Origin of the sequence: Mesobacillus maritimus (assembly GCF_044803185.1) — a bacterium.
Classification (GTDB): domain Bacteria; phylum Bacillota; class Bacilli; order Bacillales; family Cytobacillaceae; genus Mesobacillus_B; species Mesobacillus_B maritimus_B.
The window spans coordinates 2045230-2064780 of sequence record NZ_CP085225.1 but is presented as its reverse complement, the minus strand read 5'-3'; the positions used below and the strand labels follow the sequence as shown (position 1 = coordinate 2064780).

The window sequence follows — 19551 nt, the reverse complement described above, 5'->3', positions numbered from 1 at the left end:
GAAAGAGGGGATCAAGTGCTTTTTTTAAAAGACGGTCGAATCGCCTTTCCAATATCCTATTATGTCTCATAGCATATTGTATAGTATGTAATGATTTCATAGGGAGGACATGATGGAAATGAACCCTTTTAACACAAAGGATGATTCACATGGTAAACGACCGGGAAAGCGGCTGCCTCTAGCCACTCAGCTGCTCAAAAAACAAAGTCAGAAGCCTGTCGATAAGAAACCGTCGTTTAAGCCAAATCGGCTGCTCAATAAACCCACGTCAAAGAATTTGGAAAATCAGCAGAGTCCAAAACAAAAACAGCTATCCCTTGCTAAACGAATGCTCAACAAGCAAAGTCATCAGCTCCAAGGGAATGCTGGAAAGCTCCAACAACCAAGTCCTAAGATTAGAAATTCCTCTAATTGCCAAGAAGTTAGATTTTTTACACCAAAGGAGATTCTAGAACTTGCTCCACAGCAAGACAAAGCCATAATGGAATTAATACTCAACAGACTTCCTTTGAACTACACTATTCCAGATCGTAAATTTGTGCAAATATTTGAATCTTTAATAGACCCTAGTCTTACCCAATAGCCTTATCAACTTGAATAAGCCCCTGAACTTAAATCGGGGGCTTTTCTTTTCTGTATTGTTCGAAACATCATTGAATAATACCCAATGTTGTAAGCATTCTAATGAAATGATTCCCATATTGAGCTGGACTATAAAGTGTTTTTATATGGGTTAAGGCAGCTGAGCGTATATTTTCTCTTAATTGTTTATTTATCATGAGTTCTTTCGCTTGTTTCTCCGCTCCTATAACATCGCCGAGCTTATAGTATTTACCGGTTTTGTTATCGATGATTGAATTTTTCACTCCATCAGAATCTGTGGTGAGTACAGGGCAGCGGCAGCTCATTGCTTCAACAATCGCATAACCAAACCCCTCTACCTTTGAAGTGGAACATAGAAACCCACCAGAATCACCTATCATTGAAAAATAATCAGCCATTTGCTCGTGAGGTACATTTGTAAGAATATTAAGGTTCTTCTGTAGATTCAATTGTTTTATCATACGATTAAAAGCCTTCCTCTCTTCTGAAGACGCCAAGGTATGATCTTCAAACATGTATAACTTTATCTTTGGATTATGGAAATGTATTAAACGGTGGCCAATTCGCAAAAATTCTCGCCAATTCTTATTGTCTTCTATTCGCCCCGTCCATCCAATGATTGGGTGCCGTTTTGTAGGAATTGACTTGTAGGTAAACATGCTAGAATCAAAACAATTGTGGAAGATAAACTTGGGAAATGATGGGTAATGTTCACTCAGAATTTGTTCAATATGTGGAGTTATCGAACTTAATATCCCATTGGCGTACTTAGTTACATACGGATAGGCATTTATCAACACTGACCTTGCTACATGTTGTGCTCCTAACCCTTGAATTTCTAAAATAAGATTTCCTTCAAACCCAAGGTCCCTGAATCTTTTAAGTGACAGGTAATCTGAAGTAATAATGATCGCACTATATTTCCCCTTATCAATAATTCGCTTTATTTCATCATCTTCATTTGTGATAAATGTTGGCGCTTCATGATTATTTACCAGTTCTCGTTTCTTTTGATAATAGAGGAAGTGACAGTTAATATTCTTCCTTCTTAGTGCAGTGGACCTTTGGCGATTTAAAGTCTCCACTCCACCACTAGGAACATAATAAACGAATAATATATTCAATACCTTCCCCCCACTCATTTCTTAGCTAGAATCGTTGTCTGTCTGCATCTCCTAAAGGTTTATTCCCATTTGAGAAATTAATGACAGAACTTTTAAATAAAACCATCATTCTATTTTCCTACGATAAAAATCAAGAATATCTTTTAATGATGTATCTAATGAAAAAAAAGGTTGCCAGCCTAATTGCATGAGTTTTACTGGCTCTGCAACAATCGACGGCTCTATTCGTTGATTCGACTTTGTCTTCACCTCAAAGTCTACGGCTGCTATTGATTTCAAAACATTGATGATTTCTTCAAGCGAACGTTCTTTTCCTGATGAAATATCATAAATTTCTCCAGGCACTCCTTTTAGTAATAGTGTTTCATAGGCACTCACCGCATCTCTTACATCGATAAAATCACGCAAAGCACTGAGGTTATTCACCTCTAGAGTCCTGTCTGCTTTGTTATTTTCCATTGCTACAATTTTCTGCGCGAAGATAGAACAAACACCATTTGAGCAGCCAGGTCCAATTAAATTAGATGGTTTGGCAATCACAATATGCATGTTGTACATGACTCCCCAGGATTGGGCAATTAGGGTCTGCAGCGTTTTACTTAAACTATATGGATGAGTAATTTCAGACATATTTGTTGGGTTAAATTGAAGGGCTGATCCAGCAACTAGGATTTTGCAGAATGGTACTTCCTGACGAAGGGATTCAATTAAATAAGCAGTGGACATGGAGTTCGTTTCTAGAGAAGCAATAGGATCAAGCCAGGACTGGCCTACATGGTTTTGTCCAGCTAAGTGGAGAACATATTGGGGTTTTACCTTTGTTACTAGTTTTTTTACTTCATCCTTATTCGTTAAATCACAACCTTCTATCTTTAACCCGTTTAGAAAAAATTGATTTTTTCTTATAACGGCCGTCACATCAAAACCTGCATTTAAGAAATGTTCACATGCATGCTGTCCTGTAAATCCACTTCCCCCTGTTATCAACAGCTTAGGCTGTTTATTCATCTACTTTGCCCACCCAATCTCTTAAATCCAATAGCATTTGCTCATAAGATGGAATAGAGTAAAGAAAATCTGTCCTTGTGTTTATAATGGTTCGGTCGAGGGTGACTGCCTCATCTGGAATGATATTCACATCGTCTTTTTCAAAGACCTTCTGTATTAATTTTAATAGTGAATATTTCGAAATTTTCAGTTCTGATCCTAAATGGTACAATCCAGTAACCTTCGACTGGATCATTGCTTCGGTAGCCTTGGCTAATTCAACTGTTGTTACACCATTCCAAAAAACCCTTTTAAATCCTTTGATTTCACCTACTTGCTTCATGAACCATAGAAATAAACCAATCCCATCATCTTTCAATTCCGGACCAATTATCGATGTACGAATGGTCAAGTGTTTGTCGCTAAAAATTTCCCCTAATTGTTTAGTTTGGGCATATACCGAAGTACCATCTGGAATCTCATTTTCTGTATAATCACCCTTTTTCCCAGAAAAAACGCAATCTGTACTAATTTGAATTAATTTCCCTCCCTGTCTCTCCATTAATTTAATTAGTTGATGTGGTAATAAACTGTTCACCTGGAATGCCAATAAAGGATTCTCACTTGCATAATCATTTAAAATACCGACACAGTTGATAATAATCTCAGGTTTTATGTTTTCAACAATTTCTTCAATTCTTGTAAAATCCGTAACATCCAAATAAATCCCATTTTTATCATTAGGATCTCTTGAGGTATAGAAAACTTCATACTGGGGTTTTTGTTTGAAATATTCGGTCATTACATGGCCAGCCATCCCTTTCCCCCCAAGGACCAGTAGTTTCATTTATATAAACCCACCTTTCAGGAGCATTTCCTTAATCTCAACTTTACTCATTAATCCATTACTAGAGTTATAATTTTCAAGATTCACGGGCTTATATTTAGCATAATGTTCCTTAAGACCTTTGATGTGGATTGCTGGCAAAATAACAAAATATTCATCATCATATGCGACTGTCATTGTACTTTCGTAACCAGATAGGAGCAATTCATGAATTTTCTCACCTGGTCTTATACCAAGTATTTCAACCTCAACATTTTCTACATTTGAAGTTTCAATCAGTACCTTAGCCAGGTCCAAGATTTTGCATGTAGGCATTTTCATCACAAAGATTTCCCCACCGAAGCTTTCAAAGGTTGCCTTAAATACCAATTTGATTGCATCCTGGACAGTCAAGAAAAAACGTGTCATGTTTAAATCTGTAATTCCAACCTTTTGCTTCTCATGAATTGCTTTTTTAAATACATGGATCACACTTCCATTCGTGCCTAGAACATTTCCACCTCGTATACAGACGAACCTTGTTTTTGTCTTTAAGGTGTTTGCATGAATAATCAGCCTCTCTCCCATTGCTTTTGATAGTCCATAAAAATTGGAAGGATCTGAGGCTTTGTCTGTTGATATATATACAACTTTATGAACATTACATGCTATTGCTGCATCAATCACATTCTGCGTTCCAATGACATTCGTTTTCAATGCTTCGATTGGTTGGTCCTCACATACCGGAACATGCTTTAAGGCGGCAAGATGAAAAAGATAATCTACATCTTGACAAGCTTCGGTTATAGAATCTTTTTCTTTAATATCCCCAATAATAAAATTCAATTTTGGGTTATTGTCAAATTCTTGTCTCATGGCAAATTGATTTGTCTCATTCCTTGAAAAAATACGGATTTCTTTCGGTTTATATGTTAGTAACTGCCTGACCAATTCATGTCCCCATGAACCTGTACCGCCGGTTACTAAAATGGTTTCATTTTCAAACAACTTGTGTCCCTCCCAAAAGTATTTTTAGCACTTTATCAGAAACGTTTTTATGATCATACCCTTCAGGAATAGTCCATGTTTTAGGTTGATTTACCATAACATGAACACAATTAACTATTTGACTTGCATCAATTCCAGATAACATATTACTTCCACACTCGATTGTCTCAGGTCTTTCCGTAGTTTTTCGAATCGTAACCGTTGGTACGTGAAATAAACAACACTCCTCTTGAACCGTTCCGCTATCAGTCAACACACACAAAGCATTTTTTTCGAGCTTGACAAAATCAAAGAAACCAAATGGTTCATAAAACTCAACTAATGGATGAACCTCTATTGTTGAACTCTTCTCCAACTGGGATTTTGTCCGAGGGTGGATGCTACAAACTACTCTTGTTTGAAAGGATTCAGCTACCATATTGATTCCCCTCATAATTTCCATTAGTCGATCCTTATGGTCGACATTTTCAGCGCGATGAATTGTTACTAAAAAATAGTTGTTCTCTTTCAAATTCAGTTTTTCAAGAACAGTACTTTGTTCAATCTGATCGTTAAACTTCCCCAACACCTCACCAATTGGATTGCCTGACACAATAATCCGGTTTGTTGGGATCCCTTCTTTGACTAAATTTTCTCTACTTTGATGGGTATAGGGCAGATTAACACTTGAAATGGCGTCAATAACCCGCCTGTTTTTTTCCTCAGGTACCTCCAGGTCAAAACAACGGTTCCCAGCTTCCATATGGATGACAGGAATCCCCATTCTTTCCGCTAAAATGGCACTTAATCCACTATTGGTGTCTCCTAATACCAACACTTTATCAGGCTTTTCCTTATTAAAAATCGTCTCTAGTTTTTCATACATGGTGGCTAATTGCTTACCAAGAGAAGATTGTTGTTCCGATAAGACATAATCTGGCTTTCGCACCCCTAATTGCTGAAAAAATACTTCACTTAATGAAGACGTGAAATTTTGTCCTGTATGAACTAAAACATGTCTTCTAGCAAAAACATCTAGTTTTTCAATTATCAGGCTTAAACGAATAATTTCAGGCCGTGTCCCTAAAATCGTCATCACCTTCACTACTTACACCCCTAACATAATAAAATAAACTTTACCCTTATTTTTTCTGCTCAGCCCTTCCCTTTTACTTTACATTATGCAATTGTCTTCTTGTTGCCATAGGCTGTACAATCATCTTTCCTGTAAACTAACCCTAGTCTGCTAAAGAATAAAAGCAAGTATTGCCTTGAAGGATTTTCACCTTTTCTAGGTTAGACTTGTAAGATAAATGATAAATAAAGTTAGAGGTGTTTATATGATTACAATTAGCCTTTGTATGATTGTCAGAAATGAGGAGGAGACCCTTGATAGATGTTTAGCGTCCGTTAAGGGGATCCCGGATGAAATCATCATTGTGGACACAGGATCAAATGACAAGACAAAAGAAATTGCTATAAAATGGACGCCACAAGTCCTTGATTTTAAATGGATTGATGATTTTTCAGCCGCACGTAACTACTCGTTTGATCAAGCTACAATGGATTATATTTTATGGTTGGATGCGGATGACATCCTTTTACCAGAAGATCACCAAAAACTCATGAAACTAAAACAATCCCTCGATTTTTCTATTGATTCTGTTTCTATGATCTACCATACCTTGTTTGACAAGTTTAATAACGTAATTGCTAGCGTCCGGCGGCTTCGATTGGTAAAACGGAGCAAATATTTTCGTTGGCATGGCTATGTACATGAAGATATACAAACAGACGGGACATCAAAAAATTATGATAGTGACATCGTTGTTGAACATAGGAAAAATCCGATGCAGTTCGAATCAAATCGAAACCTAAAAATCTATGAAAATCAAATACGAAAAGGGAAAAAGATGACAAGTCAAGATGTATTTCATTATGCGAGGGAATTGCATAAACATCAGATGTTTGACAAAGCCATTAAGTCCTATAACCATTTCTTAGCATTTAAGGGTATCTCTGTGGAACATCGACTTTATGTATATAACAAACTAGCTAGTTGCTATTTTGCAGTGGGAAACCGAGAGAAAGAACAAGAAGTCACATTAAAAACCTTTGAATATGACATTCCTCGTCCTGAATTTTGTTGTCGCTTAGGGGAACATTTCTTAGATAAAAATCAATTTTATCAGGCTACTTTCTGGTACAAACTGGCCATAGATGTACCACTCCCAGATCATCCTTTAGTTAACGAAAGCCAACCATTTCAAACTTGGCTCCCTCACAAGCAACTTGGTCTTTGCTTTTTCCAACTAGGAGACTATGAACGTTCTTTTTATCATAATCAAAAAGCTCACACATACCTACCTTTGGACGAAGGGATACTCCAAAATATTCAATTGCTTGAGGAATTAGTGAAAGAGTCTACAGAAAGAGATCATCCAAAACAAGAGGACAGTAGTAGGCACTCCTAAGAAATGAGAATAATCATTCATTTATACTGTATAACAATAAAGGCGACTACATCTTGTTGAAATCGCCTTTTTTGTATACAGTGATATGGTTGGTGTTATTAAGGATTGACTCCCACTCCTATCGGCGAATCCCCAACGGAAATCGTAGCAATCACGGTATTGGTCGCTCCATTAATCACGGAAACGTTGTCGGTGCCCCGGTTTGCTACATAAATGAGGTTGGTCGATGGATCGATTCCCACTCCATTTGGCGAGTCCCCGACTGGAATCGTAGCAGTCACAATATTGGTCGCTCCATTGATCACCGAAACATTGTCACTATTTTCATTTGCCACATAAATATGGTTGGTTGTTGGATTGACTCCCACTTTTCGCGGGAGATCCCCGATGGGAATCGTAGCAATTACAGTATTGGTTGCTCCATCGATCACCGAAACGTTATCGGTAGCCTGATTTCCCACATAAATAAGATTCGTTGATGGATTAACGCCCACTCCTTCTGGACCATCCCCGACTGGAATGGTAGCGACCACGGTATTGGTTATGCCATCAACCACAGAAACGTTATCGCCACTACTATTTGCTATATAAATGAGATTCGTCGATGGATTAACTCCTACATTGCTTGGAAAATCCCCGCTAGTGATAGTCGTAATCACGGTGTTGGTCGCTCCGCTAATCACGGAAACATTATCGTCGACACTATTTGGTATATAAATGAGATTGGTCGATGGGTTGACCCCCACTTCAAAAGGCTGATTGCCGACGGTGATGGTAGCAACTACGTTGTTGGTTGACCCATCAATCACGGAAACATTATCGCTGGTAGAATTTGTTACATAAATTTGATTGGTTAATTGGTTAACTCCCACTCCTCTAGGCTGATCCCCGACGGGTATAGTAGCAATCACGGTATTGGACACCCCACTAATCACAGAAACGTTGTCATCAACACTATTTGCAACATAAATTCGATTGGTGAAAGTAGCAGGTGACCCTTCAGGCCCTTGGGGTCCTTGATCTCCTTGTGGACCTTGATCCCCTTGTGGGCCCTGTGGACCTTGTGGGCCTTGTGGGCCTTGGTCTCCTTGTGGACCCTCGTTTGAACCTAACAGTTCATCTGAAACTAATCGATGTGCAGTCACTAGTTGTCCGGAGTTACTTTTCCCCCAAACTGAAATTTGAGTACTCTCTTCAGCTGGACCACTTGTGGTAAAAACAAACTCAAATGCATCGAAGTTAGCAAAATAATTCCTCGTTTCAACTTCATTAGGTGCTAATTCCACCATCTCGAGTACATAGGTTGTCCTTGAACCATTTAATTGGTAGCCCTGTATTAAAACTAAAGAAGAGTCAGTGGAACTACTGTTATCCAATTTAATCGTTACTTGTTGGGTTGATCTGGCGCCACCAACAGGATTATTTGCAATTGGTCCAGTTGATAATATTGCCAATCACTTCTACCTCCTTTCGTTTTTTCACACTGCAAACGCAAACTAACAAAAATAGAGAGAGATTAAATCACAAGGCACGATAACAAAAGGTAGGTTTATAGCAAGAAAAGGTCTATAAGAATTCTGTAAGAACATTTTCATGCCATGTACTCTATATCTTATTTCAAACGATTTATAACTAGTGTGTTATTCACCCAGTACAATTACAGATTTTATTCTTCAAGCTGATCTTCTGAACAAGACGATGTAAGGGTGTGAGTTCTCTGGATGATATGAGTACCCTATATCCTAAAAAGAGGGGATCTATAGGTATCATATGTTGGATTTAAAATCTGGATTGGACAAAATACAAAAAAATCAATCTTTTTACACGCAAAATAAACACCTATGTCTCCCCCTTCTAAGTATTCTTAGAAAACTGTTTCAAAAATGAGTTAAGAAGAAAGCTTCTATTGACTGCAGGTTTGAAAAACATAAATATTTTCATAGGTACAAGCACAAACCTTAGCAGTGATTTATCCATACAATGTGGTAATCAAAAAGAAAGGAGGAATTAGTTTGGCTATTTATGATACTGGACCTATTGTCAATATAGATGGTACGGGCCAAATCGCTCAGCAAATGTTTATTCGTGTCGAGAACACAGGCACTGAAAATTTACCAGCAAATGTGTTAATTGAAGTGTATAGAATTCCTGAACCCAATGCAGAAGGATATTCTCAGCAAATTATCTATGCTCAAAGTTTAGTTGGATTAACTGAATTCGGATCAGCTAGTAATGGAGCAGGACCGGTGTTTGTTCTTCCCGTGACTCTAAACAGTCCTTTGATCCCTGTGTATGGTGTCCGGATTACAACGTTTCCGGACCCAGGTGGAGGAAGTCAAATTACGGCGACGATTTTCACAGAAAATGCACAAGGAGAAACTGTTGCTGTTCAACGCGTTTTACCAGGAGAATTCGGAACACCCACCGTAACCCTTATCAATCCTGCCTTACAAGCTGTCAATGAGGCTCAAACCCCAGCTGAAATGCGTACCGCGATTGAAGATCCTGCGCTCGGCCTTGATCTTACAGCTTATAATCCTTTAAGTGACACCCAAAAGAATCAAGTGGCCGAAATCATATTAAATAACCGTCCGCCTATTGGATTTACAAGTGTAGAAAGTGTCCAAATTGCTTTAAATAATGCAGTCGATCAGGTAACAGTCGATCCAAATAATATTTATGTGGAGGCTGGAGCGACTGATGGAGATGGAAGTCAGGCAAATCCGTTTGGGACGATTGAAGAAGGCGTAACAGCAGTTAACCCAGGAGGAACAGTTCATATTTTAGAAGGAACCTATAACATTGAAAACCAATTAGTTATTGATAAATCCTTAACCTTACAAGGAGAAGGAGACGTTATACCACAAATTGTATTCAGCCCGACTAATACATTGGATGGTCTTGTGATTCAGGCTGATAATGTAACCGTAGATAACTTGCATTTGATTAGTAATCGGGCATTGACCGGGAGTAACGCAGTGTTTAGTGTACCACTAAGAACTTTAGATAATCTTTATGAAAATATTACAATCAGTTCTAATATTATAGAAGGAACGGTACGAAGTGGGTATATATTTGCCGAAAATATCACAATTGAGGATAATGAATTTATTCACAATGCTGTTAATACTCAAGCTTTAAGATTTCAAATGGTAGATGGAACAACAAATGTTTTGAATAACACATTTCAAGGGAACTCAACAAGTGTAGGAGCGGTTATCTTTGAACCTAATCTTGTTTCCTATACGGTATCTGGAACAATAAATGTTAGCGGAAATACCATGGAAAGTTTTAATCAATTTGTCAACTTTTTTGCCATTCTTGATGGTCCAACTAGTTTATTTATTGAAGATAACATGATTGATCATCAAACGAATTCTGGAAGTTCTATCATATTAACAACGCGAGTGGATTACACACTTGTTGAAGAGCTTTTGATTCAAAATAATGAGTTCACAAACCTTGACCCTCAACGTTTAGCTGTGTATTTTGCCGGAGGCGGTGGTGGAAATAACATACCAGCAGACGATCAAATTAAAGTATACTCAAATATCTTTAACTTCCCGAATGGCTATGGACAACGGCCTGGAGACATCGTGGATCCAATCTTTCCAGTAGGTTATAACGCAACAGCTGCCACATTTGGAATGACCTTAGATAAATTTGATTTACAAGGGAATACAAATGTATAGTGTTAACAGTAAGTCCAGTTTCTGGTATAAAGATTGATTTTCCATTCGAACCCACTGTGCAAAATAAAAAAAGGGATTGGCTGCCAATCGCTTTTTTTTGTTTATTTCTTTATTTGGTAGTCAAGGAGAGAGATTACCTTGCAGTAATCATGCCAGACTAAACAGAACCGTTTTCGCCCCCACCAAGGTTGAAGCACTACTGACAAAGTAGAAGTTGGATGCCGTGTCCAATGTAAGTGGTCCATTCCAAGTGATTGTAGAAAACTGACTACTAAAAACACCTGTCGGAGGTACATCAGATGAGGCAGCTGAAACAGTCACATTTCCATTTATCGTGGAATTTGATATATGGGAATATACAGCTATATTTATGACTACATCTGTACGGCTGTCAACCAAACGCTGAAGTCTCAAACCATTGTGAACCACACTGCCCGTTAGCCTACTGTTATATACATAAGTATTAAGCTGTCCCATATGCCCTGACTGAATGATATTTCCTACAACATTAGTGTTCAAGAGCTGAAATTCAATCGTAGTGAATGGATCGCCAACTGCAACGTTTTCAAATGTGATGTCCCCACTTATAATTGCACCGTCTGTGTAGTTCGTATGTGTACTCACTGATGTACCATTATCAAACGTACCAATTACCGTTACGGGTCGGGCAACAAACGCTTGCACCTTGGCTGGTGTAAAATTGTTCAGCAGCAGGATCTGTTTGGATGGTAACGTTCCGTGGGGTGGTAGAGGAAAAATTTGCACCTTGTGCATTTCCAAGCACCCAAGGTCCTAGTCCTAGAAGTTGTACATGTCTAGCAGGGGGGATGACAATATCCTCGTCAAAAGCAGAGTTTGCTGCGATAAGAATGACCAATCGGGCTCTCATACCGAAGGTGGATGCTAGCGGACTACTAGTGGCTGCATTAATGGCTGCCTGTAAAGAGTTGAATGGATCAAAAGGAGTTCCATTTCCAGGACCAGGAGCACTTGAATCCGCCCATATGACGGCCTCTTCTCCCCATAAGAATTCCGCTTCTGCTTCCCCTAAAAGCTCACTGGAGACTAGACGATGGGCAGTAACCAACTGGCCGGCCGCATTTTTTCCCCATACAGAAATATCAGTATCATCCTCTGCATCACCTCCTGTTATGAATTCAAAACCAAAAGCGTTAAGATCCGCAAAATAGTTTTTAGTAATTACTTCGTTTGGAGCAACTGAAAGCAGTTCGCTCACATATAATGTCCTAGTTCCGTTTAATGCATATCCCTGAATTGAAACTGTAGAAAAGTCTTCGGAATTTTTGTTTTCAATTTTTACCGTCACCTGTTGAGTGGGTCGAACCCCATTGACAGGATTATTTTCAATAGGGCCGGTTGAATATATACTCATACGGTTACTTCTCCCTTCCTTAGGATTGGGTTTGGCGAGAGGGCCCACCAATACAACAGGACTACTTGTGTTTTCCCAGTAAATACTGCCTTAAATTTCATCCTTACTTTTACCGTATGAAATTTTAAGTCATAATGCTTGGACAAATGCTAATCTCTTTTTATTAATTTATTCTATCTTTTTCAGCCAGCTATTGATTGAGCAGTTGATTTACTAAAATGTATTTTCATATTAAAAACCACACCATTTTGTATCCAAAATATCTAAGACTAGTTTCCTTTAAGGCTATTGCTGTTTCAAAAATTCTGCCAACATCGGTCGAAAGCAGCTTTCAATAAGTTCCATTTCTTTTTTTATTTCTGGCTGAAATTGACTTGTTCCAGAGCCTTCGTGCCATCTGAATTTAGTTAGTGCTTCATCCAAATAATCCATTTTATGCCCGGAAATGAGTACCCTGAACCACATTTCATAATCATGTGTGTAACGATGGACAGGATTAAAGTACCCAATTTGTTCAAACAGGCTCTTCTTCATTATTACTGTACAACCATTTACAGGATTAAGAATAAAAAATTGCTTGTAAACCTCTTTTATATCAGAAAAGCGCAAACCGCAAAAGGGGGTTATAACCTGATTATTTTGATCAATAATATCAAAATTTGTAAAACTGACTTCTGCATTATTGTTAAGCATAAAAGTCATTTGTTTAGCTATTTTTTCAGGGACAAAATAGTCATCCGAACTTAACCAGGCGATATATTCTCCTGAAGCTGAACCTATACCATGGTTTAATGCTGTAGCGGTCCCTCCGTTCTCTTTTCTCAAGTAAATGATTTTTTCTTGAAATGGGATGATTCTATCAGTGTTTATCGTCGAACCATCGTCTACAACAATAATTTCAACATTTTGGTATGTTTGATTTAACGCACTTTGAATTGCCTGATCAACGTACGGACAGTTGTAAAACGGAATAATAATTGTAACTTTGGGTTCCATTGTTTCCCCTCCTAAAACAGATGAAGTGAACTTTTTTTGTGACTGTTTCATTTCCACCTTTGATTCCAAAAAAATGGGCATGTTCACCATAAGTTTCTCATTTTACTATTCACCTTGTTATTTCGATTCTATTAAACCCACCTTACTTATCTTATGCTTTTAAACATGCTCTTGCGTTAGGCTTGCGATACAATATTTAACCTGTTCGTATGATATTTTCCAAATAGATAACCCTTACATAAAAAATGGGACAACAACCAAGACATCCGTCCATAACAGGATTGAAATGGTTTGAATACTTATAAGAAAGACAGGAAAGAGAATGTTTCTACATTTTCAAGAAAGGAGCTGTAATAAATGAAAATTTTGCTTGCCACTTTCTTTATGGTTCCTCATCTAGGTGGAATATGGAATTATATGCAGCAATTAAAAATACGTCTAGAGTCATTAGGACATGAGGTAGACTTGTTAGGATATGGTGAGGGAAATCACTTTGTACACATTGTCAATGAGCAGCGTCAAATTGAAATGAATCAATTAAAATCTTTCCTGTATCCAGTACTGGATCAACAAACCAACGCCATTATCCATAAGGACCCCTTAATAAAACATTATGAATTTCTTCGTTATTATTATGAATTAGGAGCTACCTATCTCGGACTTGAGAAATACGATTTGATTCACACTCAAGATGTTCTGTCTACTGCATGTATGAACCGAATCAGACCCAATCATTCTGCATTAGTAGCCTCCTTACATGGCTCCGTGGCCCACGAGCTAAAGCAACATGTAAATAATGTTTTAAAAACCCCCACGGCAAAGCAGGCATGCGCCTATATAGATAAACTTGAATTTGACGGCGCTTCATCAGGAGAATGCACCATTGTAGCAAACAATTGGCTAAAGAACATGCTTATAAACGAGTTTCTTGTATCCCCAGAACAAATTAAAGTATTGCACTATGGATACGATATAGAAGGTTTTGCAAAAAAATTAAAAGAAAGTCCTCCCGTTAAGCGACCAGTTAACAAGAAAATAATCACATATACTGGCCGATTAACGGAAATTAAAGGCGTCCATCACCTAGTAGGCGCACTCGCCCAGTTAAAACAAATCCGAAATGATTGGGTTTGCTGGATTGTTGGCGATGGGGATAAAAAAGAGGAATTACAAATGCAAAGCATTGCCTTAGGTCTGGAAAACAATGTATTTTTTTTAGGAAGAAGAGATGATATTCCTGCTTTACTTGAAAGTTCGGATATCTTTGTCGCTCCAAGTCTTCTTGAAAATCAACCCTTATCTGTCATTGAGGCACAAATAGCCGGAAAGGCTGTAATAGTCAGCGACTCTGGGGGCTTGCCTGAAATGGTGAACCATGAATCGACGGGAATTATATCCCCTTCGGGAGATGAATCGCTCCTCTGCTTCAACTTAAATAGATTACTTGAAGATAGACAGCTTAGAGAAACTCTTGGGACAAATGCACAATCTTGGGGATTATCTTATTGGTCATTGGATAACGCCATCCAAAGCATATTAAATGTATACCAAAATGCACTTTCAAAAAAGCAACTTTCTTTATAAAGGAAATCTCCCATTAAATATCTAACCTATACGGCGTCGGGATTAGGAGTGTTGGAAATAAGGAAGAAAAATTCGGATTTTTTGGAGAGATGTAAGTTATGTTAAGGAAAAGTAATAAAATCAGATTCACCTTCCCGATCTTATCATTGAATAAGGGAGGAGCACAGAGGATGCTTGCTGATATCACAAACTACCTAGCTGATACCGGGCATGATGTAACAATCCTTATGCCCCAACAAAGCATCAATGAATACGATATTCGTGCAAAAATTATTTATGGAGAGAGTGTTGGAAACCTAGTTGAACGCGATTACCCTTACAGCGATCTAATCGTTTCAAATTTTTTCACAACTGTGCCTTCAGCCCATCAAGCCAGTCAAAACGGCAAGGGGCTCCATATTCGTTTTAGCTTATGTTATGAACCGGTCTTCTTACCTGAGCAAAACAAATCATTTCATTCTTATTATACAACTCCTCATTTAATAACTATTTCGAAGTATCAACAAGAGTTGATTTCATTATTGCATGGAATAAAAGGACAAACTGTTCCCATTTATATCAACCCCAGCTTTCAAGACAAAGGAATTCGACAACAAAATCAAGCTCTTCAAATCTCTGCAGTCGTCAGAGCGCCAGAAGGAGGCTATGCGTGGCAACGAGACCAAGACTATTTGCTCGAACAATTAACTATTGTTAAACAGCAATACCCTCACCTGCAAATCAATTTAATTTGCCCACCACAAGAATTTTATCATTCTGAGTCACTACAAAAGCTACGGGATGAAAATCAATTTCGTTGCTTTACTCCAGCAAATGATCAGGAATTATGCTGGCTTTATAGCCAGTCAGATATCTTTGTTTCATCCTCGGTCTATGAAACAGCTTCCTTGCCTGGATTAGAAGCGATGAAATGTGGAGCTGCCCTCGCCACTGTTTACTCTGGAGGAAATACTGAATACTGCCGGCATGAAATGAATTGTCTATTGTCTTATCGCCATGAAAAACGCTTGGCTTCGGACATTGTTCGATTGATTCAAAATCCAACATTACGAAAATTACTTTCAACACAAGCAAAACAAGATGTAGAACAGTGGACAATTGAGAGAAGTGGTTCTATTTTTGAACAAATCTGCCAGTCAGCTTTAAACCAGGGGATAAAATGACAGAAAATTCGTTTTATATATTTTACAACAATAAGCGGGCGCTCCAATCGGCGCCCACCTCCATTGTCCTAGGTTCATTACTAACGTCACCCACGGTCATTCAAGAGGTGTGAATTTCTTGCGGCTTCTTATAAATAAAACATGGTACCTTAATCTGAGATATGTTATGTTTTTAGCTTCCTTATGAGGCGCAAACTATCATAATCACAAACAAGTACATATTCTCTACCCTCACATAGTTCGTCAACCGCTCTTCTAACATCAGGATAAATCGTGTAGTCATGAAATGCGATAAATCCGCCGCCGACAACTCTTGGTGCAAATAACTCAATGTCTTTTTTTACTCCGGAATAATTTTGGTCTCCGTCTACAAAAAGGGCTGCTATGTGCTCAGGGCAATCATTTATAGCTTCATGGCTAAATTTTTTTATTGGAGTAACATAGTTTACCAGACGATAGTATAAAATATTATTCTGAAACTCATTGAAATAATCGGCATAATATCCATTAGAAACAAATGGATCAATCGCAAAAATAGTCCGCTTCCTTTCACTGATCCACTTGCTCCCAAGACCTAATGCAACGGTACTTTTCCCCTTAAAGGAACCAATCTCAACAATCTCCCCTTCTAAATGATCCACGAGAGCTGGCAAATGGAGTAGTGCGGTTTGCTCTGCTGTTGACAACCATCCACTGACAGAATCAATGAACTGGTACAATTGGCCAATTTGAAACGCATTTTCAGTCATTTTCCTCACCTCTGATTAAACCGTTATTTTCTAAAGCTTTTCTTGTTGCTTCCAAATACTGAAACTCGTATTGGTTATCCGGTTCTAAATAGGTGCCTTCGCCCCATTCGTTCCAAGCATTAATAAATATAAAGTCACTATTTAGTTCGATCGATCTTTTTATTTGTTGGGTTAAATAATAAGTGAATTTTTCTGGAGTTGCGCCGGTAAAGATAAGTGGCGATCTTCCTCCGACCCTTGGAGAGTTATCCCAATCCATAAACGCTCCTAAAAAAGTTTTCACATGATTATTTTCCACCCTTCTTTCTAGAATATAGGACCAATATTTATCGTAATCCATAAGATTAAATTTTTGCTTAAATCCATCCACTGCTTTTCCGCAATGGATACCATTTGTTAAATTCATTGTGTATCCAGGCTCAAACTCAATACGAGCATCGAATCCTTGAAGGTCGGGGTTGCTAAATCTATTTAGCGTTTGGACAAAATAGATGCCCTCTAGCCCATTTTTAACAGCTAATCTTTGCCAATAATCCAGCATCTGCTCACATTTGGGTATACCACTAGGACGATAAATAACAAATAAAGGTTTGTTTTCTACTCTGATATACCTCTTATCTTTAAAGGCTGTTAGGAGAAATTCGAAATGTTCTTTCCAATCCTCTTCGTCTCCATAATCTTGGTCTACCAACACCTCATTCTTTGATCCGGTCCATGTATTTATCCACGGGTCGTTTGCCCAAGAAAGACAGAAAGGAAAATCTGGCTCCCCTTTTTGTAGAATGGCATCGAATGGTTTCGGAAGCAACCTTTTCCCCTTAAACCAATAATGATAATAACAAAAGCCATAGATTCCATGTTCTCTTGCAATTTGTGCTTGCCATTCCCGTGCTTTTTCATCTGTCAAATCATAGTAATAATCTTGATAGGGCTCTCTTGGCTGATAATGTCCAGGGTATAATGGCTTTGCTTTTTTTGTATGGGTCCATTCGGTAAATCCTTTTCCCCACCAACGATTATTTTCTTCAGTCTCATGAAATTGAGGCAAATAGAAAGCGATCAGTTTCAAAAACATCTCTCCCCATAAATTTTTAAATAAGTAAACTCAATTAGCGCGTCATTCTATATAAAGCCGATGTAGATATAATATGTTCAAAAGTTCGTCATGCCTCCATAGATTGGCAGGAACTTTTCACGCCTTAGCGCATACAAATTATCTATATGAAAAAAAAGCAATTGATATGAAGAGGAGGTTGGGAAAAAGGCAACCTCCCATTTGCTAAGTATGGTGAAAGGGGAATAAACATGTCTTCGGATGATACTCCATTATTGACAACCTATCTTTTTGTTTCCACAGGTATCTCAACAGATGAATTGACAGAGTTAATAACGCAACTAACTGAAAGCCACATCATGGTGAATATTTGTCGGCCTGATGATCAATTAGTAGATCATCATCCAAAAAAACCTCGCGTTTTCGTCTCTTTAGGATCAGGTTGGGAAGAGTTTAAAACACTTAGGAATTTACCTCTTCATGAAAGAAAACGTTGGCTACACTTCCACTCTCCAACTGAGATTCAACCCTATAACTTATTTCACTGCTGGCTTAAGCATACTGATCCTCTCCCAGAGAAAAGGACTATTCCACCGACTCGGTTTACTTCGGATACTCCTTTAGTTTCAGTATTTACAGCCAGTTATAAGTCAAAAGGGAAAATTCAGCGGCCGTATCATTCTCTTTTGAATCAGACGTACCAAAATTGGGAATGGGTGATTGTAGATGACTCTGGTGATGAAGATGAGACCTACCACCAATCGTTGCTTCCCTTAGAAGATTCTCGTATTCGAAGGTTTCGACAGGATAAGCGTAATGGCTATATAGGGGCAATCAAAAGGTATGCGGCTGGTCTATGTACTGGTGAAATCTTAGTAGAAGTTGACCATGATGACGAACTAACTCCTGATTGTTTAGAAAAAATTGTGCATGCCTTTCAACAACATCCAGATTGTGGTTTTGTTTATGGTGATTGTACAGAAGTATATGCAGAGAGCAAAAACGCTCATTGGTATGGCTGGGATTGTGGCTATGGATACAGTATCCATTATCGAGTTTGGATTCATGAAATGAACCGTTGGCAAAATGTTCAAAAGCATACAACCATCAATAGAAACACAATCCGTCATTTAGTTGGTTTACCGAATCATCCACGTGCTTGGACGAGGGATTGTTACCATTTAGTTGGTGGCCATAGGGAAGAACTTTTAGTTGCAGATGATTATGATCTGTTAGTACGGACATTCCTTTGTACTAAGTTTGCGGCAATACCAGACTTAGTGTATATCCAATACCGAAATGAGAATGGAAATAATTTTACGTTTATTAGAAACAAACAGATTCAGATTCTAGTAAATGAGCTTAGAATTTTTTATCAAAATAGAATACTTGATAGATTCAAGGAACTCGGTTTACCTGAACTTTTTCCATATAGACGTGTGTGGGAGACACCTCCGGGTGATCCATCGAGAAAATCCGTTCATATCATAGATGAAAATCCAGCAAAAAAATCTTTCTTATATCCGATTCCCTATTCTTTACCTCCAGGCGACAATACTCATTTATATAACACGCTAAACAAGGCACTGGAAAATAATTTTTCAGAAATAGAAGTTGTCGTTGTCGGCAACGTTCCGTCTGACGTTATAAGGTTTGCTTCCAAAGCACCTACAGGAGCGATCCGTTGGTGGCCGATGGAGCCCAATGATTCGTTAGAAACATGTATTGAATATGCTAAATACTGTGCTTCATGCAAGGAAAAAGAGGTCGTTATGCCCTGACTCATTTTATTTAAAATATTGGTTTGCTGAAGAACACTTCACTTCTTCAGCTTTTTTTACGCAATCGATCAACTTTCTTAGTTTTACTTGTTTGAAAAAAGGGCCCACCCGCAAATTCAGGCAGCCCTTGATAAAAAG

General features: G+C 38.2%; 17 protein-coding genes. 6 read left to right on the top strand and 11 right to left on the bottom strand.

All coding sequences use genetic code 11. The features are described 5' to 3' along the window. The first annotated feature begins 109 nt into the window (after nt 1-109). On the top strand, nt 110-583 hold the full coding sequence (locus LG336_RS09745; RefSeq protein WP_404332380.1) for a hypothetical protein: 474 nt from the start codon (nt 110-112) through the stop codon (nt 581-583). A gap of 67 nt (nt 584-650) precedes the next feature. On the opposite strand, the gene LG336_RS09740 is transcribed toward LG336_RS09745, so the two are convergent. From LG336_RS09740 to wecB, 5 genes are all read right to left on the bottom strand, one after another. Further along, the gene (locus tag LG336_RS09740) at nt 651-1727 is read right to left on the bottom strand and encodes a glycosyltransferase family 4 protein (RefSeq protein ID WP_404332379.1); all 1077 of its coding nucleotides are present in this window, start codon (nt 1725-1727) and stop codon (nt 651-653) included. Between the two features lie 105 nt (nt 1728-1832). After that, nucleotides 1833-2735: an NAD-dependent epimerase/dehydratase family protein gene (locus LG336_RS09735; RefSeq protein WP_404332378.1), complete on the bottom strand. Its 903-nt coding sequence runs from the start codon at nt 2733-2735 to the stop codon at nt 1833-1835. Continuing rightward, a complete protein-coding gene (locus LG336_RS09730; RefSeq protein WP_404332377.1) occupies nt 2728-3561 on the bottom strand; it encodes a dTDP-4-dehydrorhamnose reductase family protein in 834 nt (277 codons plus the stop codon). Before LG336_RS09730 ends, LG336_RS09735 begins: the two co-directional genes overlap by 8 nt. Beyond that, nucleotides 3562-4548, bottom strand: coding sequence for a polysaccharide biosynthesis protein (locus LG336_RS09725; RefSeq protein WP_404332376.1), 987 nt, complete (start codon nt 4546-4548; stop codon nt 3562-3564). After that, a complete protein-coding gene (gene wecB / locus LG336_RS09720) occupies nt 4541-5632 on the bottom strand; it encodes a non-hydrolyzing UDP-N-acetylglucosamine 2-epimerase (protein ID WP_404332375.1) in 1092 nt (363 codons plus the stop codon). The genes LG336_RS09725 and wecB overlap by 8 nt, the downstream gene beginning before the upstream one ends. A gap of 235 nt (nt 5633-5867) precedes the next feature. Between wecB and LG336_RS09715 the strand changes: the two genes are divergently transcribed. After that, complete coding sequence (locus LG336_RS09715; RefSeq protein WP_404332374.1) at nt 5868-7001, top strand: glycosyltransferase; 1134 nt, start codon at nt 5868-5870, stop codon at nt 6999-7001. A 98-nt stretch (nt 7002-7099) separates the two neighbouring features. Here the strand turns inward: LG336_RS09715 and LG336_RS09710 are convergent, their stop codons facing one another. Beyond that, nucleotides 7100-8455, bottom strand: a complete 1356-nt coding sequence (locus tag LG336_RS09710; RefSeq protein ID WP_404332373.1) for a beta-propeller fold lactonase family protein — start codon at nt 8453-8455, stop codon at nt 7100-7102. Between the two features lie 558 nt (nt 8456-9013). Between LG336_RS09710 and LG336_RS09705 the strand changes: the two genes are divergently transcribed. After that, nucleotides 9014-10693: a hypothetical protein gene (locus LG336_RS09705; RefSeq protein ID WP_404332372.1), complete on the top strand. Its 1680-nt coding sequence runs from the start codon at nt 9014-9016 to the stop codon at nt 10691-10693. Between the two features lie 147 nt (nt 10694-10840). Here LG336_RS09705 and LG336_RS09700 read toward each other — a convergent pair whose 3' ends face one another. The 3 genes from LG336_RS09700 to LG336_RS09690 form a co-directional block, all read right to left on the bottom strand. Further along, nucleotides 10841-11317 (bottom strand): hypothetical protein, encoded by a 477-nt coding sequence (locus tag LG336_RS09700; protein WP_404332371.1) that lies wholly within the window; start codon nt 11315-11317, stop codon nt 10841-10843. 13 nt (nt 11318-11330) lie between these two features. Then, the gene (locus tag LG336_RS09695) at nt 11331-12086 is read right to left on the bottom strand and encodes a hypothetical protein (RefSeq protein ID WP_404332370.1); all 756 of its coding nucleotides are present in this window, start codon (nt 12084-12086) and stop codon (nt 11331-11333) included. A gap of 285 nt (nt 12087-12371) precedes the next feature. Beyond that, nucleotides 12372-13082 (bottom strand): glycosyltransferase, encoded by a 711-nt coding sequence (locus LG336_RS09690; RefSeq protein ID WP_404332369.1) that lies wholly within the window; start codon nt 13080-13082, stop codon nt 12372-12374. A 357-nt stretch (nt 13083-13439) separates the two neighbouring features. On the opposite strand from LG336_RS09690, the gene LG336_RS09685 reads away from it, so the two are divergent. Then, a complete protein-coding gene (locus tag LG336_RS09685; protein WP_404332368.1) occupies nt 13440-14666 on the top strand; it encodes a glycosyltransferase family 4 protein in 1227 nt (408 codons plus the stop codon). Nucleotides 14667-14836: 170 nt separating this feature from the next. Further along, a complete protein-coding gene (locus LG336_RS09680; protein ID WP_404332367.1) occupies nt 14837-15829 on the top strand; it encodes a glycosyltransferase family 4 protein in 993 nt (330 codons plus the stop codon). 164 nt (nt 15830-15993) lie between these two features. Here the strand turns inward: LG336_RS09680 and LG336_RS09675 are convergent, their stop codons facing one another. Together LG336_RS09675 and LG336_RS09670 are read right to left on the bottom strand one after the other, a co-directional pair. Next, nucleotides 15994-16578, bottom strand: a complete 585-nt coding sequence (locus tag LG336_RS09675) for a class I SAM-dependent methyltransferase (protein WP_404332366.1) — start codon at nt 16576-16578, stop codon at nt 15994-15996. Next, nucleotides 16571-17647 carry a glycoside hydrolase family 99-like domain-containing protein gene (locus tag LG336_RS09670; protein WP_404332365.1) on the bottom strand — a complete coding sequence of 359 codons (1077 nt, stop codon included), beginning with the start codon at nt 17645-17647 and terminating at the stop codon, nt 16571-16573. The genes LG336_RS09675 and LG336_RS09670 overlap by 8 nt, the downstream gene beginning before the upstream one ends. 236 nt (nt 17648-17883) lie before the next feature. Here LG336_RS09670 and LG336_RS09665 point away from each other — a divergent pair, with 236 nt between their 5' ends. Further along, entirely contained in the window at nt 17884-19413 is a 1530-nt protein-coding gene (locus tag LG336_RS09665) for a glycosyltransferase (RefSeq protein WP_404332364.1), read from the top strand. The last annotated feature ends 138 nt before the right edge of the window (nt 19414-19551 follow it).

Bases quoted from the DNA above. Each gene is read 5' to 3' on its own strand.
- LG336_RS09690 (WP_404332369.1), bottom strand. From the start codon at position 13,082: ATGGAACCCAAAGTTACAATTATTATTCCGTTTTACAACTGTCCGTAC.
- LG336_RS09715 (WP_404332374.1), top strand. From the start codon at position 5,868: ATGATTACAATTAGCCTTTGTATGATTGTCAGAAATGAGGAGGAGACC.
- LG336_RS09695 (WP_404332370.1), bottom strand. From the start codon at position 12,086: ATGAGTATATATTCAACCGGCCCTATTGAAAATAATCCTGTCAATGGG.
- LG336_RS09685 (WP_404332368.1), top strand. From the start codon at position 13,440: ATGAAAATTTTGCTTGCCACTTTCTTTATGGTTCCTCATCTAGGTGGA.
- LG336_RS09675 (WP_404332366.1), bottom strand. From the start codon at position 16,578: ATGACTGAAAATGCGTTTCAAATTGGCCAATTGTACCAGTTCATTGAT.
- LG336_RS09665 (WP_404332364.1), top strand. From the start codon at position 17,884: ATGTCTTCGGATGATACTCCATTATTGACAACCTATCTTTTTGTTTCC.
- LG336_RS09745 (WP_404332380.1), top strand. From the start codon at position 110: ATGATGGAAATGAACCCTTTTAACACAAAGGATGATTCACATGGTAAA.
- LG336_RS09680 (WP_404332367.1), top strand. From the start codon at position 14,837: ATGCTTGCTGATATCACAAACTACCTAGCTGATACCGGGCATGATGTA.
- LG336_RS09730 (WP_404332377.1), bottom strand. From the start codon at position 3,561: ATGAAACTACTGGTCCTTGGGGGGAAAGGGATGGCTGGCCATGTAATG.
- LG336_RS09735 (WP_404332378.1), bottom strand. From the start codon at position 2,735: ATGAATAAACAGCCTAAGCTGTTGATAACAGGGGGAAGTGGATTTACA.